The sequence below is a fragment of the Chryseobacterium barbadense genome, assembly GCF_042849955.1.
Lineage (GTDB): Bacteria > Bacteroidota > Bacteroidia > Flavobacteriales > Weeksellaceae > Chryseobacterium.
On sequence record NZ_BAAFHL010000001.1, the window covers coordinates 170,923 to 195,607 of the forward strand.

Annotated in this window: 25 protein-coding genes; 11 read left to right on the forward strand and 14 right to left on the reverse strand. The window is 38.0% G+C overall.

Features of this window, described 5'->3' with window-relative positions:
• Positions 1–123: 123 nt before the first annotated feature.
• Together ACGHIN_RS00910 and ACGHIN_RS00915 are read right to left on the reverse strand one after the other, a co-directional pair.
• Entirely contained in the window at positions 124–600 is a 477-nt protein-coding gene (locus ACGHIN_RS00910) for a YdeI/OmpD-associated family protein (RefSeq protein WP_390450133.1), read from the reverse strand.
• A 76-nt stretch (positions 601–676) separates the two neighbouring features.
• Positions 677–2,884, reverse strand: a complete 2,208-nt coding sequence (locus ACGHIN_RS00915) for a S46 family peptidase (protein WP_390450134.1) — start codon at positions 2,882–2,884, stop codon at positions 677–679.
• An 88-nt stretch (positions 2,885–2,972) separates the two neighbouring features.
• Between ACGHIN_RS00915 and ACGHIN_RS00920 the strand changes: the two genes are divergently transcribed.
• Positions 2,973–3,407 (forward strand): META domain-containing protein, encoded by a 435-nt coding sequence (locus ACGHIN_RS00920; protein ID WP_390450135.1) that lies wholly within the window; start codon positions 2,973–2,975, stop codon positions 3,405–3,407.
• 61 nt (positions 3,408–3,468) lie between these two features.
• On the opposite strand, the gene ACGHIN_RS00925 is transcribed toward ACGHIN_RS00920, so the two are convergent.
• From ACGHIN_RS00925 to ACGHIN_RS00940, 4 genes are all read right to left on the reverse strand, one after another.
• Positions 3,469–3,897, reverse strand: coding sequence for a hypothetical protein (locus ACGHIN_RS00925; RefSeq protein ID WP_390450136.1), 429 nt, complete (start codon positions 3,895–3,897; stop codon positions 3,469–3,471).
• A gap of 6 nt (positions 3,898–3,903) precedes the next feature.
• On the reverse strand, positions 3,904–6,423 hold the full coding sequence (locus ACGHIN_RS00930) for a beta strand repeat-containing protein (RefSeq protein ID WP_390450137.1): 2,520 nt from the start codon (positions 6,421–6,423) through the stop codon (positions 3,904–3,906).
• Between the two features lie 6 nt (positions 6,424–6,429).
• Entirely contained in the window at positions 6,430–6,906 is a 477-nt protein-coding gene (locus tag ACGHIN_RS00935; RefSeq protein ID WP_390450138.1) for a T9SS type A sorting domain-containing protein, read from the reverse strand.
• A gap of 138 nt (positions 6,907–7,044) precedes the next feature.
• The gene (locus ACGHIN_RS00940) at positions 7,045–7,752 is read right to left on the reverse strand and encodes a LytR/AlgR family response regulator transcription factor (protein WP_390450139.1); all 708 of its coding nucleotides are present in this window, start codon (positions 7,750–7,752) and stop codon (positions 7,045–7,047) included.
• 207 nt (positions 7,753–7,959) lie between these two features.
• Between ACGHIN_RS00940 and hflX the strand changes: the two genes are divergently transcribed.
• From hflX to ACGHIN_RS00970, 6 genes are all read left to right on the forward strand, one after another.
• On the forward strand, positions 7,960–9,183 hold the full coding sequence (gene hflX / locus ACGHIN_RS00945) for a GTPase HflX (protein ID WP_390450140.1): 1,224 nt from the start codon (positions 7,960–7,962) through the stop codon (positions 9,181–9,183).
• Positions 9,183–9,812 (forward strand): DUF4919 domain-containing protein, encoded by a 630-nt coding sequence (locus tag ACGHIN_RS00950; protein ID WP_390450141.1) that lies wholly within the window; start codon positions 9,183–9,185, stop codon positions 9,810–9,812. The genes hflX and ACGHIN_RS00950 overlap by 1 nt, the downstream gene beginning before the upstream one ends.
• Before the next feature lie 25 nt (positions 9,813–9,837).
• Positions 9,838–11,124: a cation:proton antiporter gene (locus ACGHIN_RS00955; RefSeq protein WP_390450142.1), complete on the forward strand. Its 1,287-nt coding sequence runs from the start codon at positions 9,838–9,840 to the stop codon at positions 11,122–11,124.
• Between the two features lie 15 nt (positions 11,125–11,139).
• Positions 11,140–11,856, forward strand: a complete 717-nt coding sequence (locus ACGHIN_RS00960; protein ID WP_390450143.1) for a DNA alkylation repair protein — start codon at positions 11,140–11,142, stop codon at positions 11,854–11,856.
• Positions 11,856–12,185: a DUF6122 family protein gene (locus ACGHIN_RS00965; protein ID WP_390450144.1), complete on the forward strand. Its 330-nt coding sequence runs from the start codon at positions 11,856–11,858 to the stop codon at positions 12,183–12,185. Before ACGHIN_RS00960 ends, ACGHIN_RS00965 begins: the two co-directional genes overlap by 1 nt.
• Positions 12,186–12,251: 66 nt before the next feature.
• Positions 12,252–13,322: a calcium:cation antiporter gene (locus ACGHIN_RS00970; RefSeq protein WP_390450145.1), complete on the forward strand. Its 1,071-nt coding sequence runs from the start codon at positions 12,252–12,254 to the stop codon at positions 13,320–13,322.
• Here the strand turns inward: ACGHIN_RS00970 and ACGHIN_RS00975 are convergent.
• Positions 13,319–13,699 (reverse strand): group III truncated hemoglobin, encoded by a 381-nt coding sequence (locus ACGHIN_RS00975; RefSeq protein WP_390450146.1) that lies wholly within the window; start codon positions 13,697–13,699, stop codon positions 13,319–13,321. The two genes, ACGHIN_RS00970 and ACGHIN_RS00975, sit on opposite strands and share 4 nt — an antisense overlap.
• A 186-nt stretch (positions 13,700–13,885) precedes the next feature.
• Between ACGHIN_RS00975 and ACGHIN_RS00980 the strand changes: the two genes are divergently transcribed.
• From ACGHIN_RS00980 to ACGHIN_RS00990, 3 genes are all read left to right on the forward strand, one after another.
• Positions 13,886–14,860, forward strand: a complete 975-nt coding sequence (locus ACGHIN_RS00980) for an ion channel (protein ID WP_390450147.1) — start codon at positions 13,886–13,888, stop codon at positions 14,858–14,860.
• Positions 14,861–15,349, forward strand: coding sequence for a YkgJ family cysteine cluster protein (locus ACGHIN_RS00985; protein WP_390450148.1), 489 nt, complete (start codon positions 14,861–14,863; stop codon positions 15,347–15,349).
• A 118-nt stretch (positions 15,350–15,467) separates the two neighbouring features.
• The gene (locus tag ACGHIN_RS00990) at positions 15,468–15,809 is read left to right on the forward strand and encodes a hypothetical protein (RefSeq protein WP_390450149.1); all 342 of its coding nucleotides are present in this window, start codon (positions 15,468–15,470) and stop codon (positions 15,807–15,809) included.
• A 42-nt stretch (positions 15,810–15,851) separates the two neighbouring features.
• On the opposite strand, the gene ACGHIN_RS00995 is transcribed toward ACGHIN_RS00990, so the two are convergent.
• From ACGHIN_RS00995 to ACGHIN_RS01010, 4 genes are all read right to left on the reverse strand, one after another.
• Complete coding sequence (locus tag ACGHIN_RS00995) at positions 15,852–16,217, reverse strand: iron chaperone (RefSeq protein WP_390450150.1); 366 nt, start codon at positions 16,215–16,217, stop codon at positions 15,852–15,854.
• A gap of 125 nt (positions 16,218–16,342) precedes the next feature.
• Positions 16,343–17,701: an NADP-specific glutamate dehydrogenase gene (gene gdhA / locus ACGHIN_RS01000; RefSeq protein ID WP_123263967.1), complete on the reverse strand. Its 1,359-nt coding sequence runs from the start codon at positions 17,699–17,701 to the stop codon at positions 16,343–16,345.
• A gap of 190 nt (positions 17,702–17,891) precedes the next feature.
• Complete coding sequence (gene dprA / locus ACGHIN_RS01005) at positions 17,892–19,001, reverse strand: DNA-processing protein DprA (protein ID WP_390450151.1); 1,110 nt, start codon at positions 18,999–19,001, stop codon at positions 17,892–17,894.
• A gap of 34 nt (positions 19,002–19,035) precedes the next feature.
• On the reverse strand, positions 19,036–19,803 hold the full coding sequence (locus tag ACGHIN_RS01010) for a rhomboid family intramembrane serine protease (protein ID WP_390450152.1): 768 nt from the start codon (positions 19,801–19,803) through the stop codon (positions 19,036–19,038).
• Positions 19,804–20,059: 256 nt separating this feature from the next.
• Between ACGHIN_RS01010 and ACGHIN_RS01015 the strand changes: the two genes are divergently transcribed.
• A complete protein-coding gene (locus ACGHIN_RS01015) occupies positions 20,060–20,983 on the forward strand; it encodes a DUF3078 domain-containing protein (protein WP_390450153.1) in 924 nt (307 codons plus the stop codon).
• 66 nt (positions 20,984–21,049) lie between these two features.
• Here the strand turns inward: ACGHIN_RS01015 and sufD are convergent, their stop codons facing one another.
• From sufD to sufB, 3 genes are all read right to left on the reverse strand, one after another.
• Positions 21,050–22,354, reverse strand: coding sequence for a Fe-S cluster assembly protein SufD (gene sufD / locus ACGHIN_RS01020; protein WP_390450449.1), 1,305 nt, complete (start codon positions 22,352–22,354; stop codon positions 21,050–21,052).
• Between the two features lie 90 nt (positions 22,355–22,444).
• Positions 22,445–23,188 (reverse strand): Fe-S cluster assembly ATPase SufC, encoded by a 744-nt coding sequence (gene sufC, locus ACGHIN_RS01025; protein WP_390450154.1) that lies wholly within the window; start codon positions 23,186–23,188, stop codon positions 22,445–22,447.
• A gap of 44 nt (positions 23,189–23,232) precedes the next feature.
• Entirely contained in the window at positions 23,233–24,681 is a 1,449-nt protein-coding gene (gene sufB, locus ACGHIN_RS01030; RefSeq protein WP_390450155.1) for a Fe-S cluster assembly protein SufB, read from the reverse strand.
• Between the last annotated feature and the right edge of the window lie 4 nt (positions 24,682–24,685).

Here is a 24,685-nt window from a genome sequence, read left to right on the forward strand (position 1 = left end):
CAGACTCTATAAAAGTATTTAATAAGTAAGTCGTATTAATTTGCCGATTGAAAAATTAAAGCTCATAAATGACACAAATATGATTATTTGTGTCATTTAACATTATAATAGTCTTTATATCCCTTATATCCCTTTCTTTCCACCCAGAATCATCTGGATCATTTTCACTTTTCTGTTTTCCCTGGTTTCCGATTTTTTAGCCTCCTCAATCCAGCGGATATATTCTTTCCTATGGGTATAGCTCATTGCATCAAACAATTCTTTTGCCTTCGGGTTTTCTTTTAAAACCACAGCAATATCATCTGCAATGTCTACAGTTCTTTCTTCTTTATCTTCAATAATACTTACTGAAATCTCATCTCCAAAAGTTTTTCCGAGCTGTTTCCTGATTTCCTGGGTTAAGCCTAGAATATGACAATCCGATTTCATTTTGGCCAGACTGCCGCGATATTCAACCCTATCATCAAATATAGCTTTGATTTTTACCTGTCCTTTTTTACCAAATAACTGTTCTGTAGAAAATGGAAATTCTACAAACGCAGCATTCATATTGCCGTTTTGCATGATAATTCCTGAAAATTGTATTGCTTCAGATTTCATGGTATTAAATTATTTTTTTTCAAAAATAAAAAAACCGTGAAGTTATTTCACGGTTTTCAAAATAATATAAGGAGGATTATTTTTTCTTTTTAGTTTTCTTAGGCTCTGCTGTAGTCCCTGAATTTTTAGTTTTTGTATCAGGAGGAGTATTTTCACCTCTTACAAGCTTTAATTCATCTACTAATCTTCTTGCCCCTGCATATTTGTCAATTACCCAAAGAACGAAACGAACGTCAACATTGATTGTTTTTTGCCATTCAGGTTCGAAAACGATATCTCCACTTAAAGCTTCGCTGTTTCCATCGAAAGCGATACCGATAAGGTTTCCGTCTCCGTCAATTACCGGCGACCCGGAGTTACCCCCTGTAATATCATTGTTAGAAAGGAAGTTAACAGGCATATAACCAGCAGCATCTGCATACTGTCCGAAATCTTTCAGGTTGTAAAGATCAATTACTCTTTGTGGAAGATCGAATTCTTCGTCACCTTTTTTGTATTTGTTTACAAGACCTGTCATATCAGTATAATAGTTGTCCGTAACACCGTGGTAGTTTCTGTCAGTTCTTACAGGCAATCTGTCAACCGTTCCGTATGTCAATCTCATGGTAGAATTAGCATCCGGATAGAATTTTTTCTCAGGCATAGCTTTCATTAAACCAGCTAGGAATAAACGGCTGTTTTTAGCAAAGTTATCATCTACTTTAGCATACTTTTCAGCAGATAATCTTTGATCTGTAGCTAATCCGTTAGAGATTTTCAAAAGAGGATCAGCATCAAGCTTTAGACGATCCGGGTTTAGAATAAAGTTGGTAACAGAAGTTTTATTAGCGAAGATTGAAGAGAATGCTACTGTAGATAAATTTTTAGCATCCAATGCCATTAATGTAGGAGAGGCAACTTCTTTGTTTACTTTTGTCTGGTAAAGATTAACCATTGAGTTTAACATTTCTCCTTCCAGCTGCGTGTTGAAGTTTTCATAAACATTTTTCACAGCAGCATCCACCTTAGGCTTCATGGCAAGTCTTCCCTGCATATCCTGTTCAGCATAAGCCTTAAGAACAGATCCTAATTGGTAAGCAATACTAAGATATTTCGAATTTCTTGAAAGTTGAGTCATATAGTTTCTTTCAACATTTCTGTCCGAAACCTGCTTGTAATAGGATGAAATGTTTTCCAACACCCCGTCATACTCCAGGTTTCCGGGTTGTGAAGACCATTGTCTGAAGATTTTTTCAATATTTTGCTTATCAACAATCGTTTCGTTTTTGGCCACTGCATCAATGGTTCCTTGTCTGTTTTTCCAGTAGTTGGCAACAGATGCATATTGAGAAGCATAGTTAAGCTGAGTCGCTTTATCTTTATCCATATACTTCTTCATCACATCCATGGCTAATTTAGAGGCCTCTACCCATGCCGGATAATCTTTACCAACCATTTGCTGAATACCGTAAGAAGTAAGGTAACGGTTTGTTCTTCCAGGATACCCTAAGATCATTGAAAAATCACCAGGCTTGATTCCTTTAAGAGAAACAGGTAAGAAATGCTTAGGTTTTAAAGGAACATTGCTTGGAGAATATTCCGCTGGGTTTCCGGCAGCATCTGCATACACTCTGAAAACGGTAAAGTCTGCAGTATGTCTTGGCCATTCCCAGTTATCTGTATCACCACCGAATTTCCCTAACGAGGATGGTGGAGCACCTACCAATCTGATATCTTTATAGTCCTGGTAAACGAAATAATAGAACTCATTACCGTTGAAGAAGTCTCTTACCACAACAGTATATTTTCCGTTTTCAGAGTTTTCTGTCTGAATCGCTTTTGTTTCAGCATCAATCACAGCTTTTCTCTGTTCGCCGGTCATATTGTTATTTAGCTTAGAATTGATTCTTTGTGTAACATCATCCATTCTAACTAAAAATCTTACATATAGATCCTTTGCATTGAACTCGTCCTTTTGTTTCATAGCCCAGAATCCATTCTTCAGATAATCTTTTTCAGGAGTAGAAGCAGCAGCTACAGCTCCATAACCACAGTGATGGTTGGTGAAAATAAGACCTTTGTCTGAAACAATTTCTCCTGTACAAAAACCTCCAAAGCTTACAATCGCATCTTTTAAGCTTGAATTGTTAACCGAATAAATTTCTTCCGGAGTCAGGTGCAAACCTTCCTTTTGCATATCAACACCATTAAGTCTTTTGATGAGCATTAAAAGCCACATCCCTTCATCTGCTCTCATTTGAGCAAAACTCAATAAGAAAGTGAATAGTAGAAATATTCTTTTCATTTTTATAAATTAAATTTTTGTGTCGCTAATTTACTAATTTTTACGATATTCTGCTTAGAAATGGTATGAAAATGGGATAAGGCTGGATATGAAAAAAATAATAATTCTTTTTTTTCCATTGATTATAGTGGGAATAATGGGAGGCTGTTCACCGGCGCAGGTTAAAAACCCTCATATTCAAAGAGAGTGGATGTTGATTTCTTTTAAAGATTTTACCAAAGAACAACTTGTTGAAAATAAAGTAGGAATTAATCTTACGGACCAGAAAAGGGAAGGTAAGATCCATGGCGGAGCCTTTATGGGATGTAATAAAATGTTCTTTACTTCCGAATTTAAAAATAATGGAAAGGTAAAAATTTCCGGAGTAAGGAGTACCATGATGGCTTGCCAGAATATGGATTTGGAGACAGCTTTTACAGAAAGTTTTGATAAGATCACCAGATATTCTGTAGAAGGACATTTCCTTACATTATCCGGCGAAAACGGGAATATAATGAAATTTGTAGCTGCCGACTGGGATTAGTCATCCGTTTAAAAATAAAAAGTCCGCCAATTGGCGGACTTTTCTCCCGTTGAATCAGGTATTAGTTTTTAGGTATTGTCCTTTTAATTTCTTCTAATGTTGCGGTATTGGGAAGACCGGCCACATTGTTGTTTGTGTTCCTAGAATCAGCGGATACTTTACGTGTTTTTTGCCTGTTGGGAATTGTTGACAGCATTTCTTCGAAGCTTGCAGTGCTGGGCAATAGCTTTCCTGATGTATTGCTTGTACTGATGCTGGGCTGCGATTTGCTTTCCTGGGTATTGGCTTTAAGTCCCTGCTCTGAAACTAATGTATTAGGAGCTTGCTTAGGAGGTGCATTTTCCTCAAGACTTTTCAATAATTGCAGTTGGCGTTCTTTAGCCTGTTTTACAATCTGCTCCTGGTCTTCAATCTGCTCCGATGTTGTTCTCTCCTGGGCATACATGCTTATACTTAATGCCAAAAAGGGGATAATATATAATGATTTCATGGTATCTTATTTAATGTTTACTAAAACTTTTATTTTTCCGGTCTCATTTTGATTATAATCCTGAAGGGCTTTTCCTATTACCTGACCTACTTTTACTTTTTTCAGATCGGCCTTCATGGCTACTCCGGGTTTTGATGATGTCACCAGCATATCTCCTCTTTTGATGCTGCCGCCTTCAAGGCAAACCTTTGTGGGGATAACCCCGATAACTCCCATAGGGACTTTATCGGAAATGTCAGCATCAATATGTTCTTCCGTAAGCAGTACTCCCGGCTTGGTGGCATATACTCCTGCTACAAGAGTAGAATAGGGTTCAGAAGATTTTTCTACCGTTCTGTCGGAATCCGTTGAAATCACCAGAATATCTCCGGTTTCATATTCAGAAATATTGCCCTCCACGTCAAATACCTCTGCTACGTCTGCACCACTGTTTTGGGTTCCGTCATTAAAGAATCCTCTTCCTGCAGAATTGATACGGGCCACATTTACGGTTCCCGGATTTCCGGATTTGAATACGGCTATTGATCCGTTACTATGTGTTTCCACAGTAAGCGGAGGATTCGTATTGGTCGTATTGAAATTGGCAAACCTGGCTGCACGTCCGTTACCAAAATTAGGAACCCACGCATAAATGGCATTTCCTGTTCCGTCGGCCGTTGTCTCTATTCCATCTCCGGTATTTGAAGCATTGGCTGTAATCCCATTTCCGTTTCCATCTGCAATAGCGATCAATGCAGGGCCGTTACCTGCCGGGTTGCTGGCGTGAAATAAACCTGCATAACCTCCAGTCCCTGAAGATATCCCATAAATTCCGGCAGTCCCGAAATTGGCGAATTGAGAATTTACTTCCCCTCTTACGGCAGCTTTTGTTCCGGTAACTTTGTCAACCTTGAAGTTCCCTGCGATTCCGTTTCCTACAGTGGTTACAGTAATAACATCACTTGTGTTGGATTCATTGAAAATGTTAAATCTTCCTGCACGTCCTGTAGCAAAAGTAGGGACCCATGCGTACAGTGCATTTCCTGCTCCGTCAATATTGGCTTCTACACCATTTCCGTCTTTACTGGCGTTGGCGGTAATTGCATTTCCGTTACCATCTGTTATGGCTACTAACGCCGGACCGTTTCCGGATACGTTTGAAGCATGGAAGAGACCGGCAAAGCCTCCGGTGCCTGATGAGGTCCCAAAAATAGCCGCAGCACCAAAGTTTCCGAAAATGGTTTTTACTTCTGCTCTTACCGCAGCTGCGACACTATTCGTATTGTTTACCAGGAAGGATGCCGCATTTCCTTGAGTATTGTCAGGAATGTTTCCGTTTCCGTTGGTTTCTACCTCTAAAGCATTTTTCAGGTTGGTGGTATTAAGATTTTCAAAACGTCCTGCACGTCCTGTACTGTTGTTAAGCCCGATTTGTCCTAAAACACCTATCCCGGTGCCGGCAGCACTGGTAGCAACAAAGCCTCTTACTCCATATCCGCCCCCATCGTTTCTTCCTACCACAGAACCCGCGATATCACTGGTAGTTCGGCCTACCACAGCTTCGCCTCCTCCGTTATTATCTCCCACAACACCGGCAGAAGTTAACGCACTTGTGATACCGTGCAATCCGAAGCCTGCTGCTGTTGAGCTTCGTACACCGGCTCCGTTTCCAGTTGTAGTGACATTCACTACTGTTCCATTCCCTACTGAATTGGCGACGATAACATTATTGTTGTTGGCATTATTATAAATTGAAAAATTGGCCGGAATACCATTATTACTGGTTGCATTTAGCCCCGTTCCGGTATTGCTGTTTGCATATACACCATATCCATTGGCACTTGCATTTCCGTAAACCCCTAATCCGTCAGGAGTAACTCCGTAAACTCCCCATCCGCTTCCTGCCTGGCTTCCGTATACACCCACACCAAGGCCTCCGGTGCCATTATTGATCCCGCGGACTCCTGAAGAAAAACCACCGGGTGTTGCACTACTTACGATACCTCTGATGGCGGCGATGTTTGACGTTGTAGTCGCATTAGTTCCTTCCAAAGAAGTGCCGTCGCCATTATTGGTAAGTGAAAAAAGCGTAGCAGGATTGTTCAGAGAATTGGTGTATGGAAGCGTGAATCCACCACCGCCGCCACCTGCTGATTTAGCATACATGGCATAAGGAACACTAAGTAGCTGACTGGTTCCTGCAATAATATAATTAGTACCGCCCGCAGGATCGGTCTCTGTTTTTAAATAATAGCTTCCTGTAGTCCAGTCGATGGTATTGAATGTACCCGTAAGTACTGTTCCTGAACCTATTTCAAGGCTTACAAGACCGTTTGCATTGGTATTTCCTGTAAGTCTTTCCGAATATACTGCTGCTCCCGCAGGAGAACCTTGCAAAATGCTGACTTTTACAGCGATACTCTGATTAGGCACCAGTTGCCCCGAATTATTTCGGATCACTGCCTGATAACTCATTTTTTCAGGAACCTGAGCTGAAGCCAGAAAGACACCGAGCACAATCCCTATCGTAAATAAAAATTTTTTCATGGTCGTTTATTTTTTTATGATTTTAAATGTTTTGATGTCTTTGCCTTTCTGTGTTATCTTAATGATATACATAGCGGAAGGAAGATCAGAAAAATTAAGTTCGGATTTTGATTGGGTAACCTTATCATACCTGATCAGTTTTCCCTGAGCATCGAATAATTGATATTTTGAATCCCGATAACTATTTGATGTGAAATCTAAATAAAGAAAATCCTTAAAAGGATTGGGATAAAGTAAGATACCGTTTTCCGGACTGCCGGATTCATTTGTAGAAAGGGTCGTCACTTCAAAGGCGGTCTGTACTCCTTCCATTACTTCCGTATTACTGCCTTTGTGAAGATAGGCAATCTGTCCTACACTGTAGGAGCTTGAGCCGACTCCTGTGGCATTGCCTCCGGATGCTAAAACCGCCATTTGTGATTTTAGTAGTCCTGAAGTCGCTAATAGCCAAAGAAAAATAAGGTGAGTAAATTTGATTTTCATATCAGGTTTTATTTTTATGGTTATTAAATAGTTTTGTAAGTATTTAGGGACACTAAATTACCATATAATAAAACCCGATATTTTTAAAATAGATAAACGACCAAAAAAATCGACCAACGACAGTCGATAAAAGATGTCTTAAGGTTCAAAAAATGAAAGATTGCCCTTGTAAGCCCTTCCAATAGGGAGTTTAATGTTTTCTACGAGCTCTACCTCATGGTTGTTTTTACTTCTGATGAGATGGCGGGGAACCGCATAGCTCCGGTGTATCCGTACAAAAGAATCGAAATGGCTTTTATGGAGAATATTGCCAAGAGAATCCAGAATGCAATGTTTTTTTTCCTGGGTTATAATCCGGGTGTAATCTTTCAACGCTTCGAGATAAAGAATATCTGTGATCTTAACCTGTGAAATATTTCCGCCTTCCTTTATTTTGATACTGTTTTCGCCTATTAAGGCATCAAAGCAGTCACATTTTTCCTTTGTTTCAAAAAAATCGAAAAGCCGCTGCATGGAATGATGGAAACGGTCCGTTTTTAAGGGTTTCGGGATAAAATCCAGAGTGTCAAGCTCGAAAGTTTCTATGGCATACTCCGGATGAGAGCTTATAAAAATGCACGCCGGGATCTTATGGGCAAGCTTTCTGAATTCCATTCCGCTCATTCCGGGTAAATCAATATCAAGGAATAAAAGGTCTATGGGCAGGTCAAGATAGGGTATGGCTTTTTCTGCCGAATTAAAAGACGCAACAATTTCAATATTCTCATATTGTTTAAGATGATGGTGAAGAACCAGTCTGTCCAGTTCATCATCATCAATAATCATACATCTAATATTAGTAATCATGATCCGCTGGAATATTAGTTTTTATATAGCTTTCAATAATAATGGATTAAAATTGAAAAATAAGCACCATAAAGATAGTAAAATTCTATAAATCAACAATGTTGATGGTTTAAGATTATATCAATTAAATGTTAATGCTGGAAGTTTTTTTGCTTTTTATATTTAAAAATATTATCTTGTAAATCTCATAAACATAGACAAAACTTAATGTTAGAAAAGAAGGAACATCAATATGAAAAAGCGGTTTTGGTAGGATTGATTACCAAAGACCAGGATGAGGATAAGCTGAAAGAATACATGGATGAGTTGGAATTCCTGGCTTACACGGCGGGAGCAACAGTAGAAAAAAGATTCACTCAAAAATTATCACAACCGGATTCCAGAACATTTGTTGGAAGTGGAAAAGCAGAGGAAATCAGAGATTACGTGAAGGAAAATGAAATAGGGACCGTAATTTTTGACGATGAGCTTTCCCCGTCACAACTTAAAAACCTGGAAAGGGAACTTGAAGTTAAAATATTAGACAGAACCAATCTTATTCTTGATATTTTTGCGCAAAGGGCACAAACTTCTTATGCAAGAACTCAGGTGGAGTTGGCACAATATGAATATCTTCTGCCTCGTCTAACAAGGATGTGGACTCACTTGGAGCGTCAGAGAGGGGGTATCGGGATGAGAGGACCGGGAGAAACGGAAATTGAGACTGACCGTCGTATCATTCGTGACAGAATTTCCTTATTGAAGGATAAACTTAAAACGATTGATAAGCAAATGGCCACCCAAAGAAATAACAGAGGAAAAATGGTGCGTGTGGCTTTGGTAGGATACACCAATGTCGGAAAATCTACATTGATGAACGCTCTTTCAAAATCTGAGGTTTTTGCTGAAAATAAGTTATTTGCCACCCTTGATACCACTGTGAGAAAAGTGGTGATCGGAAATTTACCATTCTTATTAACCGATACGGTAGGATTCATCAGGAAACTGCCTACTCAGCTCGTAGAATCATTTAAATCTACATTGGATGAGGTGCGGGAAGCGGATCTATTGATTCATGTAGTGGATATTTCCCATGAAAGCTTTGAAGATCATATTGATTCGGTAAATCAGATTTTACAGGAAATTGATGCCCATAGAAAGCCGATGATCATGATTTTTAATAAAATTGATGATTTCAGCTATGAGAAAAAAGACGAAGATGATCTGACTCCTTCAACCAGAAAGAATATTTCCTTGGAGGAATGGAAGAAGACCTGGATGGGCAAATCAAAATATCCGACGGTCTTCATTTCAGCTTTAACGAAAGAAAACTTTCCCGAAATGAAAAGAATGATCTATGATGAGGTGATGAAGATTCATATTTCAAGATTCCCTTACAACGATTTTCTTTTTGAATACTTCGACAACGACGAAGAAGAAAACAACGATTAATGAAAAACTATTTTTTCCTTTTATTCCTGCTTTTTTCGGTTTTTGGGTTCAGCCAGAAATCAAAACTGGATTTTAAAAGCATTGAGAAAAATCTTACCAATGCACAGTCGCCTTACCATTACGACAAACTGATCTTCAAGTATAAAGGATACCCTAAATCTTTAGATAGTATTGAGGCTCAGTATCTTTATTATGGAAGAAACTTCAGAAAAGATAAAATCTCTACCTCGGATGATGTATTTAAAAGCTTAGCTGAATCATTTAAAGCTAAAAATTTTGAAGAATGCATCAGACAGGGAAAAATTTTGTATGATAAAGATCCTACCAATCTGGATGTGTTGCTTATCCTGCTCAGAGCGTATGATGATAAGAAGGACGCAAGCAATTTCAGTCATCATTTAAGCCAGCTTAGATTATTAACAGACGCCATAAAATCTTCCGGGGACGGGAAATCTGAGAAAACAGCATATCAGGTCAACTCTGTGGGAGATGAGTACATCCTGCTTAATATGCTAAATATAGGGCAGGACTATACCAGAGGTTCCAAGCCTGCAAAAGACGGCATGTTTGATATCTGGGAAAAAGACAACAATACCATTTATATCAAAGTTCTTTATCTGGATTTTTAATTTTTAAAAATATAAAAACACCTCAGTGGAGTTATACTATTCATTTTCAGCTTTAATCGTTTTAGCATCCATCTTCGCCTATCTTAATTACAGATTTCTTAAGCTTCCGAGTACCATCGGGATTATGGTGATCGCTATTGTGGTTTCCATTTTTCTGGTTTCATTTGGTGAAACGGTTTTGCCGAGGACTTTCGGACATCTCAATAAATTAATGGGCAGCATTGATTTTACAGAAGTTCTGATGGGGGCAATGCTTAATTTCCTGTTATTTGCCGGAGGGATCCACATCAATATAAATGATTTAAAGGAACAGTTCTGGCCTGTGGTTATATTTTCCACGGCGGGAGTGGTGATCTCTACATTTGTAGTTGCTTTTGGAGTGTATTATTTATTGCCTTTGGTGGGACTTCAGCTGCCGTTTATTTACTGCCTCGTTTTTGGAGCATTGATTTCTCCTACAGATCCTGTGGCGGTATTAAGTATTCTGAAACAGGCCAATGTTTCTAAAGCCCTGGAAACAAAAGTAGCCGGAGAATCTCTTTTTAATGACGGTATGGCTGTTGTTGTTTTCACCGTGGTGATGCAGCTGGCGATAGGAAAAGAAGTGGACTTGGGGGTAGAAAGCATTATCATACTCTTAATGAAAGAAGCCGGAGGCGGATTGCTTTTGGGTGTTATTTTAGGATGGGTGACTTCCAGATTAATGCGGGAAGTGGACGATTATATTATTTCCGTTCTGGTTACATTGTCTGTGGTCATGGGAGGATATCTTATTGCAAGGCAAATGCATATTTCAGGACCTTTAACAATGGTTGCGGCAGGTTTGTTCATGGGGAATTTTAATGTGAAGTTTAAAATGAAATCCGTGACTCAGGATTATCTTATCAAGTTCTGGGAATTGATCGACGAAATTCTAAATGCCGTATTGTTTTTATTCATCGGTTTCGAGCTTTTGATGATTAAAGATCTGAAGCACTTTATGATCCCGGGGTTGGTTGCTATTGTGGTAGTTTTATTGGCAAGATTCATTTCCATCTGGGGACCTACGAAATTCATGTCTTTCAAAACAAGATTCAGTCCGCAGACGGTAAAAGTTCTTGTCTGGGGTGGAATAAGAGGCGGCGTTTCCATTGCGTTGGCGATGTCTATTCCTAAAAGTGAATACAGTACGGTTATTTTAAGTATTACTTATTGTGTGGTTGTATTTTCCATTATTGTTCAGGGGCTTACCATTGCGAAAGTTGCTAATCCTAATAAAATTGCCAAAGAAGAGCAGGAGCAGGAGAATATCGCTTTAGATAATGTTCAATAATCTATTAAAAACCAGATGAGTATTGTTAAGGAAATCCGGGAAGCATTAGCGGTTTTATCCATTCCGGAAAAGGCTGAGTTTTTTCCAAGGTTCTTCAAAACAGGAAAAGGAGAATACGGGGAAGGAGACTTATTTCTTGGAGTAACGGTCCCGGATCAACGTTCCGTGGCCAAGGAATATTATTCGAAAATTTCGTTGGAAGATTTAAGTGAACTGCTTTCTTCAGCTTATCATGAACATAGATTGACGGCCTTATTCATGCTGGTTTCCAAATTTGAAAAAGCAAAAGATCCTGCCATAAAAAACAACATTATAGATTTTTACCTCAATCACCTGAAATATATCAACAATTGGGATCTGGTGGATTCAAGCTGTTATAAAATTCTTGGCAGATATGCTTTTGAGAATCAGAAAGAGGATTTGTTGAGGACACTTTCCGCTTCTGAAGAAATGTGGCATAAAAGAATAGCCGTGGTGGGAACTATGCATTATATAAAAAAAGGCTCTTACGGACTGACGAAAGAGTTGGTGACGAATAACCTGAAGCATCCTCACGATCTTATGCATAAAGCAAACGGCTGGCTGTTGAGAGAAATGGGAAATAAGAACGAAAAAGAACTGATTGACTATCTTAATACCTGCTATAAGGAAATGCCGAGAACATGCCTGAGATATGCGATTGAAAAGCTTGATGAAGATTTGAGACAGGACTACTTAAAAGGCAGGATATAATGGATTGCCTCTTTTGGAAAGCCTGTACCCATTATTTTTTACACCTGGTTTTTCCGGTTTTTATAGCGCTTGCCTTTTATCGTGAGAACTGGAAGACAGTTTATTTCATTTTACTGGCAACCATGTTGGTGGATTTGGATCACTTGTTCGCCAATCCGGTTTTTGATCCTTCCCGAAACAGCATTGGATTTCATATATTCCATTCTTATTATGCTATTGCGGTGTATTTTTTGATGTTGTTTTTTAGAGGAAATATCAGAATTATAGGCATCGGATTATTATTTCATATGCTGACGGATTTTCAGGATTTTCATCTATGGTGTCATTAAAATTTGATTAATATTTTCTTTTATTATTTCAAATTCAATAGATTTTTTGTATTTTGTAGACGCTTTATGAAATTAAAGGAACTTTTACATTATACGTATATCATCCCTGTTCTGGCAGTACTATATTACTTTTCCGGATTGATGGGAGGTGGAGTTTTGTATGATATTATAGCAGGGCTTTTGCTTACCGGGAGTGTATTGTCGGCGGTGCATCATGCAGAAGTGGTGGCCCATAAAGTCGGAGAACCTTTCGGGACAATCATCCTGGCTCTTTGTATTACTATTATTGAAGTGGCATTGATCATTTCCTTGATGGTCGCAGGCGGAGATCAGGCCATTACGCTAGCCCGAGATACGGTTTTTGCTGCTGTAATGCTGATTCTCAACGGAATTTTGGGAATATGTATTTTGGTGGGAGGTGTAAAATATTATGAACAATTCTTCGCCAGAACCTCAGCAACTACTTATCTGGTAAGTATCGTATCCATACTAGTTCTCACTCTCGTATTACCCAATTTTACCTCCAGTGTCAACGGGCCGTTTTACAATGAGGCCCAGTTAACTTTTGTTTCCATTGCGTGTCTTGTTATTTATGGTGTATTTTTAATGGTTCAGACCGTAAGACACAGGAATTATTTTACAATTCCGGAAGAACATCCGGAAGAGCTTTATATCCCTTCCTTTGCTAAAACACTGATCAGTTTTGTATTTCTGGTGGTTTGTTTGGGAATTGTAGTTCTGATGGCGAAAGGTTTATCTACCACCATCGAAAGTATGGTTCAGAGTTTCGGAGCGCCAAAATCTTTAGTGGGAGTCATCATTGCAGCGGTGGTATTGCTTCCGGAAGGTGTAGCAGCGATCAGAGCGGCAAGAAATAATCAGATTCAATCCAGTTTGAATTTAGCATTAGGCTCTGCATTAGCGAGTATAGGGCTTACCATTCCGGCTGTTGCGATGGTTTGTATCATGTATGATATACCACTAGTACTGGGTCTGGATAAGAAGGATATTATCCTTCTTTCGTTATCGGTATTTATTGTGATGCTGTCTTTAAGCAGAGGAAAGACAAATATTCTTTACGGGACAGTGCTTCTTGTTAATTTAGCTGCTTATATTTTCACTGTTATCGTTCCTTAAAGTCTTCTTGCCATTTCCATTTTATAGGCCATTAATTTGGCAATGTTTTCGGCTTTATAGATAGCCATATCAGCATTTTCACCTACAAAATTCTCTTCAATGGTTTTCTTCCAGAGCTCAATCCATTTTTCAAAATGTTTCATCTCCATAGCTTCTATTTCGTTAATGGGAAAATGAACCGCCATAGGATTACCTTTATAAGTCATTTGCCCGAAAAGAATAGATTCCCAGAATGAATACATCTTTGGAAGATGATGATCCCAGTTTACCTTGGCAATATCATTGAAAAAGAAACCAATCGTTTCATCCTGAGTTACTTTTTCGTAAAATGAATTAACGAGAAGTTCAATATCTTCTCTTGATTCCAGCTTTTTCATACATCAAAGTTAGTTCAAAATCAATTTATAAATTCAATGACAGAGTTGATAAATTTCATGAAAACAATATTTTATCTTTGCATGTTGGTTGTGGATAGATTTGTAAAAAGGTAAAATCGTAAAACTGTAAAATCCGAGAGTAAAATATACATAACGGACCAACCATTCAAACAAAATGAGATAACAATGGCAAGAGGATTCAGACAAAAAATTCGCCAGAAAAATACGGAGAACAGTGGTTTCGGAAGCAACGCACCTTCCGGAAGGTTTATTAATAAAGACGGTCTCCCCAATGTCAAAAGGCGCGGGGTAAACGTTTTCAACAGGCTGAGCTGGTATCACACCATGCTGAATCTGTCATCATTCCGTTTTCTCTCTTATCTGGTCATTGCATATATTGTAATCAACCTTGCCTTCGCATTCATCTATTACCTGATCGGGGTGGAACATCTCACAGGAATTGATAAAAGCGATCCGCTTAGTGAATTTATCGATGTGTTTTTCTTCAGCTCCCAGACTTTTACGACTGTGGGTTACGGAAGAATAGCTCCGGTCGGATTTGCAGCGAGTTTAGTAGCCACCTTCGAGGCGTTTTTAGGATTGCTTACCTTTGCCATTGCCACCGGCCTTTTTTACGGGAGATTTTCCAGACCAAGAGCGTATTTAAGATTCTCCGAAAATATGGTTCTTGCCCCTTTCCAAGACGCAACAGCTTTAATGTTCAGGCTGGCTCCTTATAAAAATAATGCGTTAACTGATGCAGACGTTATCGTTTCAGCAGCCATTGAAGTCATTGAAAACGGCATTCCTAAAAGTAATTTTTACCGTTTGGAAACTCAAATGAGTAAAATTAATACGCTGGCATTAAACTGGACGGTAGTTCATAAAATCAATGAAAATTCACCGTTCTACGGATTTACGGAAAATGATTTTAAGAATACGGATATTGAAATTATTGTTCAGTTAAGAGCATTTGATGAAGTATTCTCCAATACGGTAGTGCAAAGAACATCGTATACATCGAATGAAATTGTATATGGAGCTAAATTTACTCCGATGTATTATCCAAGTAAAGATAACCTCACGACGGTGCTGAACCTGGATAAGATCAATGAATATCAAAAAACAGAACTTCCCATTGCAGAAGAAATACCATCATAAATGAATCTGGAATTTTACAAAAAACAGGCTTTACAAAAGCAGAAAGAACATAAGAAATTTTTGGAGGGATTAAAGAAAAAACCACCCAAAAACCTGGATTATGTTGTTCAGGAAACCCATGGAGAAGTTTTTGAAAGAATAGATTGCCTGCAATGTGCGAATTGCTGTAAAACAACCGGACCTTTATATACAGAAAAAGATATTGAGCGGGTCTCCAAGCACCTCCGTATGAAGCCTGCCGATTTTGAATCCAAGTTTTTGAGAGTCGATGAAGATAACGATAAGGTGCTGCAAAACCTTCCCTGTTTTTTCCTGAATAATGATAATACATGCTCTATCTATGAAGTAAGACCAAAGGCTTGTAGAGAGTATCCACATACTGACCGAAAGAAGATATACCAGATTAATAATCTCATGATTCAAAACACAGTGATTTGTCCTGCAGCCTTTGAATTCGTGGAAAGAATTATGAAAAATTTAGGAAAATAAAGGATAATCCCAAATCGTCTTAAAGAATTATAAAGTACGTTAAATAAGCTGCTTAGACATAATTTAATAAAAAGAGCGTCGTTTAAGAAATATTAAACAACCATTTAAAATATTAGTTATGAAAAAGTTAATCTTAACAGCAGCATTCTCATTAGTCGGAGTAATCGCTGTATCGGCTCAACAAACCACTTCGTCGCAAAAACCGGCAGAAAATACTAACAACCAGACTACCCAAACTCAAACAACGCAGGCAAAAACAGATTGGAACACCACTTCAAACAGTAATACTGCAACACAGAATCAAAATACAACCGCTACCGCAACCGTAGATGCTTCAGCTGCTACAGCTGCCGCTACAGATGCCACAGTGAGTGCAAGTACAGATACAAGCCTTGAAGCCACCAAACCTTCAGAGGCTACGAAAGAAGAAAAGAAATCTAAAAAGAAAAAGTCGAAGTAGTAGAATTCAAAAAGTAGAAATGAGGTCCTGAAATATTTTATTTCAGGATTTTTTGTTGATTTCCTCTATTCTGAAATTAACGATCTTCTTAATCAATGTTATCGGAAGCTTTTCGTGAATGGGAAACTGAACGGCCCCTTTTGAAAATTTATATTTCAGTTCTTTAAAATCACTCTCAAAGTTTTCAATTCCTTCAGCTCCGGGATAAAAACCAATATGTTTCTTGTATCCGGCAAAATACACCAATGGCTTACCTTTATATTTAAAAGCAGGCATCTGATACCCTATATACTCTTCTATACCGAAAATCTGATCAAGAATTGTTTTTCTTAATTCTTCCAGCTTTTTCTGAACTTCCTCCGGAAATAAGAGAAGGTACTCATTAATATTTTTAAAAGAGTTTTCCATAGTATAAAAATAAAAAAGCATTGATGATCTCAATGCTTTCTCCTTTCACTTTTTACTTTTTTCCCATTTTCCCGGGAACAGGCTATAAGAAAAAAGGTCGGGAATTTTCCCAACCTTTATATATTTTACACAACACCCTGAGCTAACATTGCTTCTGCAACTTTCACGAATCCGGCGATGTTAGCACCTTTTACGTAGTTTACATAGCCGTTTTCTTCTTTTCCGTAGTCTCTGCAAGCCTTGTGAATTCCGATCATGATTTCTTTCAGTCTTGCGTCTACTTCTTCAGAAGTCCAGTTCAGACGGATGGAGTTTTGAGTCATTTCCAATCCTGATGTAGCAACACCTCCTGCGTTAGACGCTTTACCAGGAGAGAATAATACTTTGCTGTCCAGGAAATAGTTGATCGCATCTAATGTTGAAGGCATGTTGGCTGCTTCGGTTACGCAAACGCACCCGTTCTCAACCAATTTTTTAGCATCTTCAAGATCCAATTCGTTTTGAGTTGCAGAAGGGATGGCAACATCACACTTCACTTCCCAAGGACGTTTTCCAGCATGAAATTCTGCAGACGGATATTTTTTAGCATAATCCTCAGCTCTGTTATTTCCTGAAGATCTAAGCTCTAATAAATAATCAATTTTTTCTCCATCGATACCGTCTTTGTCATAGATGTATCCGTCTGGCCCGGAAATCGTTACTACTTTTCCTCCTAGTTCAGATACTTTTTTGATCACTCCCCAAGCTACGTTTCCGAAACCTGAAACAGTTACTACTTTATCTTTGAAATCTTGTCCGATAGTTTTAAGCATTTGTTCGGCAAAGTACACAACACCATATCCTGTAGCTTCAGGACGAATCAATGAACCTCCGTAAGCAAGCCCTTTTCCTGTAAGAACTCCGGTAAATTCGTTTCTGATTTTTTTATACTGCCCGAATAAATATCCGATCTCCCTTGCTCCTACACCGATGTCTCCCGCAGGAACGTCAGTTTCAGGACCGATATGTTTACATAATTCTGTCATGAAAGCCTGGCAGAAACGCATTACTTCCATGTCAGATTTACCTTGCGGATCAAAATCAGAACCTCCTTTACCACCGCCCATTGGAAGAGTGGTCAAAGAGTTTTTAAACACCTGCTCGAAAGCTAGGAATTTAAGAACAGATAAGTTTACGGTAGGATGGAAACGAATACCTCCTTTATATGGTCCGATCGCAGAGTTCATTTGAATTCTGAAACCCCTGTTGACCTGGATTTCTCCTTTATCATCAACCCATGGAACTCTGAATATAATGATTCTTTCTGCCTCAGCCATTCTTTCAAGAAGCTTCATTCCGTTATATTCTTTTTTAGTAGCAATGAACGGAATTACAGTTACAGCAACTTCTTTTACGGCTTGTAAAAATTCCGGTTCGTTAGGATTCTTTGCTTCAATCTTGGCAATAAACTCCTGAATTTTCTGCTCAATATTATATTGTTCCATATATTAAGGTTGAATATTATTGCCAACAAATTTAATTTTTTTTTCAAGATTCACAACACCTTAAAAACTGATTGTTGAAAATTTAATAATATAATTACTTAATATTAGTAAATTGATAATTTAGGTTTAAATGTTATTAAAAATTAAATGTTATCTGTGAAATAATGCAATATTAAGAAATAGTTAAATTTCAAATTGCCATAAATTGCCTCCCGGAAAACGTTTTCACTTTCCCCAAAAGCTCTAATTCTAAAATTACAGGTAGAATTTTGTGGGAAGCAAGGTTTATTTTTCCGGATAAATCGTCTAAAGAAATTTTAGGATGCTCCGTAATGACTTTATATATTGTTTCCTGATTTTCAGTTAATTGTATAGTTGTTTCAACAGCAGGGAATAATTCTTCCATTTTATGTTTCGGAGGATGAAAATCCAGCTGTTCGATGAGCTCCTTTACCGTTGAAATGGCAGTGGCTTTATTCTGAAAAATGAGCTTATTGCACCCTTGGCTATAGGGATCTGTGATCTTTCCGGGGAGTGCAAAAACATCTCTATTATAGGAATTGGCAAAAGTGGCGGTACTTATGGAGCCACCTCCGAATCCGGTTTCCACCACTATGGTAGCTGGGGAAATTCCCGCAATGATTCTGTTTCTTTGTATAAAATTTTCCCTGTCCGGTTTTCTGGAAGTATTGAATTCGGTTACCAAAGCACCTCCTTCTTCCAATATTTTTTCGGACAATTTTTTATGTTTGGAAGGATATAAAGTATGAAAACCATGGGCTAAAACGGCAACCGTTGGGATACGATAATGTATGGATTGCTCATGAACTTCTTTATCCGCACCTAAAGCCAGGCCGCTTACCGAAGTATATTCATAAGATTGTGTTCGTTCAAAAAAGTCTTTTATAAATTGCTTGCCGTATAAAGTTATATTTCTTGTTCCTACAATGCTTACCGTTTTTGCGGAATTATTCAAATGACCTTTCTGATAGAGAATAGCGGGAGCATCATCACATTCATTCAATAAGTTAGGAAGCTCATTGTAATGTCTTAATCTAATTTTAATACCATTTTTTTCACAAAATTCAAGCTCTTTTTCCGCAAATTTTAAATGTTCGGGGTTGCCAATATCATAAACGACTTTTCTGCCTATTCCTTCAGTTTTGCTGTATGCTTTTTTTGCCTGTTCCCATACCTGCTTGGCGCTTCCGAAGGATTTGACAAGCTTGAAGAAATTGATATCACCAATTAAGTTGCATTCGCGTAGAGCGATCGCATAAAGATGTTCTTCCGTAATCATTTGTGTTGTTTTCTCAAAAATAGTGAAATTACAACTATCTTTTCCTGAGCTCATCTAAATGATCCCAAATTTCGTCTCTTTTTTTATAAGGCAGCTCCATAAAGTCCTCAGGATGTTTTTCTTTATATTCCTGCCAAAGCTTGTCGTCCTTTTCACTATAATAATTGGGAAATTCCCAGATAAACTTTTTCTTTCTTTCTCCTACATTTTTAAATATGAATGCGATAATACTTCCTACCACGGCTCCGGAAAGATGGGCCTGCCAGGAAATTTTGCTGGGTTCGCTAAGATTGTAGAATAGCTCTTCAGGAAACATTCCCCAAACCAAACTTCCGTAGTATAGAACTACTAACAGAGAAATGGTAAGAAGCTTCATATTCCATTTGAATACCCCGCTGAAAAAAAGGAAAAAGGCTAACACATAGACCACGCCACTGGCCCCGATGGTACAGGTATATAAATACTCTCCCGTGAGAATATCAATGGGAGGTAAAAGCCAAACCAGCAAACCTGTAGCCAGCCAGCCCATAATAAACACTTTGTTGGCCACTAAGGGATAAAATTGGTATAGCAGGAACATTAATACAGCAATAGGAATAGAGTTGCTTATGATATGATCCGTATTCCCATGAAGAAGAGGGGAGGTAATTACGCCTAATAACCCTTCAGGTAATAAAGGTATAATGGCTCCGAAACAGCTGTCGAAAAAGCCGTGTATTTGTAAAAAGTAGCCGAACCACATTGCAGAAAGCATCAGCAATGGGGTGATAACAGCTCTTTTTGATATTACATTTTTCAGCATAGGGTATTCATGTCAAATGAAAAGCCAATGATAAATTTCGGAAAATTTGGCGATGTTTTGTAAGATTTGATTTGTTTTAAGACAAAAGGTAATGATTTTGAGCAGCTTTTGACTTTCAAGGTAAAATATTTTGTCATTTAATTATCTTTAATGAAGCTTTTTAAAGAATCTTCAGAGTTAAAGTATTCATTCCACAGTGAATTGTAGGTCGGGAAAAATGATTTTTCTTTATTTTTGCATGGAAAATCTTCTAGATATGAAAAAACTTTTATTCATCGTTTCTATTTCATTGGGAATGAGTGTAACTGCACAGGAGGCAAAAACAGATGCCGCTGTTGTGGATACTACAAAAGCATGGTCTATTCAAGGACAAAATACTTTAATGCTGAATCAGGCTGCCTTCTCTAATTGGGTGGGTGGTGGAGCCAACAATGTAGGATGGCTTGCCGGCGTTAATTATAACCTTACGTATGAAAAGGGAAAAGACCTTTGGGAAAACATTATTGTTCTTGGCTATGGCCAAAATAATACAAAAGAGATAGGAACAAGAAAAACCCAGGATGTGATTAATCTTTCTACCAATTACGGACGAGAGTTTGCGAAAAGCTGGTATTATTCAATGGGAGCGAGTTTACAGACTCAGTTTGCACCGGGATATGAAGACGGAAATAATCCTGAAGCAACAAAGCTATCCAATTTCATGGCTCCGGGATACGTTAACGTTGGTGCTGGCATTACGTATCGCCCTAATGACAATTTTACCATGACTTTGCGTCCTGCTAATGCAAGATGGACATTTGTCTTGGATAAAGATTTACAGCACGCCGGAACTTACGGGTTGAAAAATGACGGAGATTCATCATTGTTCCAATTCGGATTCCTTGGGACTGCGATTTATAAATTGCAGATCATGGAAAACATCACATTATTGAATACAGGTTCTGTATTTTCCAACTATCTGGATCATCCGGAAAGATTGGTACTGGCTTACGGAGCTGTTCTGAATATGAAAATCAATAAATATATTTCTTCTAATGTTACTTTAGACCTTTTATATGATCACAACCAGATCAAGAAAACACAGCTGAAGCAGACTTTAGGAGTAGGTTTGGCTTATAATATTGATAACGGGGTAAAACGTTCAGATAAAAAAGATAATCAGGGATGGCTGAAAAAATAACCATTCATCATAATCATAAAAAAGCACTTCCAATAGAAGTGCTTTTTATTTACCAATTATTTATTTTTAAAATTCGATATCTACTTCAAGCTTTTCAGCCAATAATTTAGATATTTTTTCTTTTAAAGGCTCAATGTCAATATTCTGCATGGCGTCATTAGCAAATGCATATAATAATAAAGCCTGCGCTTCTTTTTTGGAAATCCCTCTTGCTCTTAGATAGAATAAGGCATCTTCATTCAATTGTCCTACCGTACAACCGTGGGAACACTTAACATCATCCGCGAAAATTTCTAATTGAGGTTTAGTATCAATAGTAGCACCTTCACTTAGTAAAACATTATTATTTTGCTGATAAGCATTGGTTTTTTGAGCAATTTTATCTACGAAAACCTTTCCGTTGAATACTCCGTGAGCTTTATCCTTGAAAATACCTTTGTAGTTCTGGTAGCTTTCGCAGTTAGGCTGATTATGATGAACAGCTGTATGGTGGTCTACCAGCTGATCTTTCCCAATGATCGTAATACCATTCATGAATGAATTGATATTGGACCCGTTATGAATGAAATCTAAGTTATTTCTTACCAGTTTACCTCCAAAAGAGAAAGTATTGACAGTTGTTAAACTGTCTTTTTCCTGTTTTGCAAAAGTATTGTCGATCAGATAAGACGTATCGTTGTCATTCTGAAGCTTATGCCAGTCTGCTTTTGCATTCGGATAAGTGAAGATTTCCGTTACAGAATTCGTCAATACATAAGTGTCATCAAAATTATGATGACTTTCAATAACTTCTACTTTAGCACCATCTTCCACGATCAAGAGATTTCTTGTATTGTAGAACGTGTTTTCTTCTTGATTTTGAGAAAGATAGAATACGTGGATCGGTTTCTCAATCACTACATTCTTAGGAACTTTCAAAAAGAAACCATATTTGCAATAGGCAAGATTTAAGTTTGTGAAAGCGGAATCCTGAGCAATTGTGTTAAAATACTTATCAAAAACCTCTTTGTGCTTTTCATCATTCAATGCGTAGTTGAACGAAAGAAATTCCACATTTTCAATAGAAATTTTTGATAATTCTTTATGAAGTTTACCGTTCACAAAAGTAATCCAGTCAAAATTCTCTTCACCAAGATGAAGCTGGTCCAGCTGTTCTTTAGTGATGTTATGGCTTTCTTTCGGGAAAAAGTTATACTCCTTCTCGGTAATCTCCTTTAGGTTGGTATATTTATATTCTTCGTCTTTTTTTGTCGGAAAACCAAGAGCTTCAAATTTTTGAAGAGCGGCTTTTCTGTCCTCGTCCAGAAATCTGTGACGAAGGCTCTCCAGAAATTGACTATGGTTGTCTGTAATTTGTTCGTATAAAGCCATTATTGATATTTCGGCCATCACACCTTATTTATATATTTAAAATAATATTGTTTCTATGGTACGGTTTCCCGTTTTTTCTGGTTCTTCCGATTAATTCAGAAGCCAGTCGTATCCTTTTGCTTCAAGTTCTAAAGCAAGAGATTTGTCACCTGTTTTGATGATCTTTCCGTCTGCTAAAACGTGAACAAAATCAGGTTGAATATAGTTCAGCAATCTTTGATAGTGAGTAATCAGAAGAACTGCGTTTCCTTCATTTTTAAAGTGATTTACACCGTCTGCAACAATCCTCAACGCATCAATGTCCAGTCCTGAATCTGTTTCATCAAGAATGGCCAATTTTGGATTAAGCATCATCATCTGGAAGATCTCGTTTCTCTTCTTTTCACCACCGGAAAACCCTTCATTTAAAGATCTGGAAAGGAAATCTTTTTTGATTCCTAATTTCTCAGACTTTTCACGGATCATCCCCAACATTTCTTTAGCCGGCATTTCTTCCAATCCGTTGGCTTTTCTGTTTTCGTTTAAAGCAGCCTTAATGAAGTTGGTTACAGAAACTCCCGGGATTTCTACCGGATACTGGAAAGAAAGAAAAATTCCTTTATGAGCTCTTTCTTCCGGAGCATCTTCATTAATGTTTTCTCCTTCGAACATGATCTCTCCGTCTGTAATTTCATAGTCTTCTTTACCTGCAATTACAGAAGAAAGAGTAGATTTACCGGCTCCGTTCGGTCCCATAATGGCATGAACTTCACCTGGTTTTATTTCAAGATTGATCCCTTTTAATATTTCTGCGCCGTCTTCAATTTTGGCGTGTAAATTTTTGATATTTAACATTGTTAACTTTTATAAGTAAGCCTCTTCGGCATTTTGTTTATATTTTATCCTACAGAACCTTCTAATGAAATTTCCAATAACTTCTGAGCTTCAATAGCAAATTCCATGGGTAATTTATTTAAAACTTCTTTGCTGAACCCATTTACAATCAAAGCGATTGCTCTCTCAGTGTCAATCCCTCTCTGGTTACAGTAGAAGATCTGATCTTCCCCGATTTTTGAAGTCGTAGCTTCGTGCTCCAATTGTGCAGAAGGGTCTTTGATCTCAATATAAGGGAAAGTGTGTGCACCACATTCATTACCCATTAATAAAGAGTCACATTGGGAGAAGTTTCTTGCTCCTTTTGCAGAAGGCATTACTTTTACGAGTCCTCTGTATGAGTTGTTGGATTTCCCTGCAGAGATTCCTTTGGAAATGATGGTTGATCTCGTATTCTTTCCGATATGGATCATTTTAGTTCCTGTATCTGCGTACTGATAGTTATTCGTAACAGCGATGGAGTAGAACTCTCCGATTGAGCCGTCTCCCTTCAAGATACAAGAAGGATATTTCCATGTTACGGCAGAACCTGTTTCTACTTGTGTCCAGGAGATTTTTGCGTTTTTCTCACAAAGCCCTCTTTTCGTTACAAAGTTGAAAACCCCTCCTTTTCCTTCTTCATTCCCCGGATACCAGTTCTGAACCGTTGAATATTTAATCTCCGCATCATCCATTGCAATAAGCTCTACAACAGCAGCATGAAGCTGGTTTTCATCTCTTGATGGTGCTGTACATCCTTCAAGATAAGAAACATAGCTTCCTTCATCGGCAATCACAAGCGTTCTTTCAAACTGGCCTGTTCCTGCCTGATTGATACGGAAATAGGTGGAAAGTTCCATCGGACATCTTACTCCTTTTGGAATATAGCAGAAACTTCCGTCAGAGAAAACTGCGGAATTTAATGCCGAGTAAAAGTTATCTGCTCTCGGAACTACTTTTCCAAGATATTTTCTAACCAAATCAGGGTGATTTTTGATGGCCTCTGAAATAGAGCAGAAAATAATTCCTTTCTCTGCCAATGTATCCTGGAATGTTGTTTTCACAGAAACAGAGTCCATCACAATATCAACAGCAACTCCTGAAAGTCTTTTCTGCTCTTCGATATTGATCCCTAATTTTTCAAAAGTTTTTAATAATTCCGGGTCAACCTCATCTAAACTTGCCAATTCCGGTTTTACTTTGGGTGCTGCATAATAACGGATCGCCTGAAAATCAGGTTTTTCGTATTTAATGTTCGCCCAGGTTGGTTCTTCCATCTTCTGCCAGATTCTGAAAGATTCCAAACGCCATTCAGTCATCCATTCCGGCTCCTCTTTTTTAGCAGAGATAGCACGGATGATATCCTCATTTAAACCAATCGGGAAATCTTCGTAATCAATCTTGGTCTCCCAACCGAATTCATATTTTTTATTTTCTAAGTCGACGCGTAAATCGTCTTCGGTATATTTACTCATTATA

Coding starts and splice junctions, on each gene's coding strand:
- ACGHIN_RS00910 (WP_390450133.1), bottom strand. CDS start 600: ATGAAATCTGAAGCAATACAATTTTCAGGAATTATCATGCAAAACGGC.
- ACGHIN_RS00915 (WP_390450134.1), bottom strand. CDS start 2,884: ATGAAAAGAATATTTCTACTATTCACTTTCTTATTGAGTTTTGCTCAA.
- ACGHIN_RS00920 (WP_390450135.1), top strand. CDS start 2,973: ATGAAAAAAATAATAATTCTTTTTTTTCCATTGATTATAGTGGGAATA.
- ACGHIN_RS00925 (WP_390450136.1), bottom strand. CDS start 3,897: ATGAAATCATTATATATTATCCCCTTTTTGGCATTAAGTATAAGCATG.
- ACGHIN_RS00930 (WP_390450137.1), bottom strand. CDS start 6,423: ATGAAAAAATTTTTATTTACGATAGGGATTGTGCTCGGTGTCTTTCTG.
- ACGHIN_RS00935 (WP_390450138.1), bottom strand. CDS start 6,906: ATGAAAATCAAATTTACTCACCTTATTTTTCTTTGGCTATTAGCGACT.
- ACGHIN_RS00940 (WP_390450139.1), bottom strand. CDS start 7,752: ATGATTACTAATATTAGATGTATGATTATTGATGATGATGAACTGGAC.
- hflX (WP_390450140.1), top strand. CDS start 7,960: ATGTTAGAAAAGAAGGAACATCAATATGAAAAAGCGGTTTTGGTAGGA.
- ACGHIN_RS00950 (WP_390450141.1), top strand. CDS start 9,183: ATGAAAAACTATTTTTTCCTTTTATTCCTGCTTTTTTCGGTTTTTGGG.
- ACGHIN_RS00960 (WP_390450143.1), top strand. CDS start 11,140: ATGAGTATTGTTAAGGAAATCCGGGAAGCATTAGCGGTTTTATCCATT.
- ACGHIN_RS00965 (WP_390450144.1), top strand. CDS start 11,856: ATGGATTGCCTCTTTTGGAAAGCCTGTACCCATTATTTTTTACACCTG.
- ACGHIN_RS00970 (WP_390450145.1), top strand. CDS start 12,252: ATGAAATTAAAGGAACTTTTACATTATACGTATATCATCCCTGTTCTG.
- ACGHIN_RS00975 (WP_390450146.1), bottom strand. CDS start 13,699: ATGAAAAAGCTGGAATCAAGAGAAGATATTGAACTTCTCGTTAATTCA.
- ACGHIN_RS00980 (WP_390450147.1), top strand. CDS start 13,886: ATGGCAAGAGGATTCAGACAAAAAATTCGCCAGAAAAATACGGAGAAC.
- ACGHIN_RS00985 (WP_390450148.1), top strand. CDS start 14,861: ATGAATCTGGAATTTTACAAAAAACAGGCTTTACAAAAGCAGAAAGAA.
- ACGHIN_RS00990 (WP_390450149.1), top strand. CDS start 15,468: ATGAAAAAGTTAATCTTAACAGCAGCATTCTCATTAGTCGGAGTAATC.
- ACGHIN_RS00995 (WP_390450150.1), bottom strand. CDS start 16,217: ATGGAAAACTCTTTTAAAAATATTAATGAGTACCTTCTCTTATTTCCG.
- gdhA (WP_123263967.1), bottom strand. CDS start 17,701: ATGGAACAATATAATATTGAGCAGAAAATTCAGGAGTTTATTGCCAAG.
- dprA (WP_390450151.1), bottom strand. CDS start 19,001: ATGATTACGGAAGAACATCTTTATGCGATCGCTCTACGCGAATGCAAC.
- ACGHIN_RS01010 (WP_390450152.1), bottom strand. CDS start 19,803: ATGCTGAAAAATGTAATATCAAAAAGAGCTGTTATCACCCCATTGCTG.
- ACGHIN_RS01015 (WP_390450153.1), top strand. CDS start 20,060: ATGAAAAAACTTTTATTCATCGTTTCTATTTCATTGGGAATGAGTGTA.
- sufD (WP_390450449.1), bottom strand. CDS start 22,354: ATGGCTTTATACGAACAAATTACAGACAACCATAGTCAATTTCTGGAG.
- sufC (WP_390450154.1), bottom strand. CDS start 23,188: ATGTTAAATATCAAAAATTTACACGCCAAAATTGAAGACGGCGCAGAA.
- sufB (WP_390450155.1), bottom strand. CDS start 24,681: ATGAGTAAATATACCGAAGACGATTTACGCGTCGACTTAGAAAATAAA.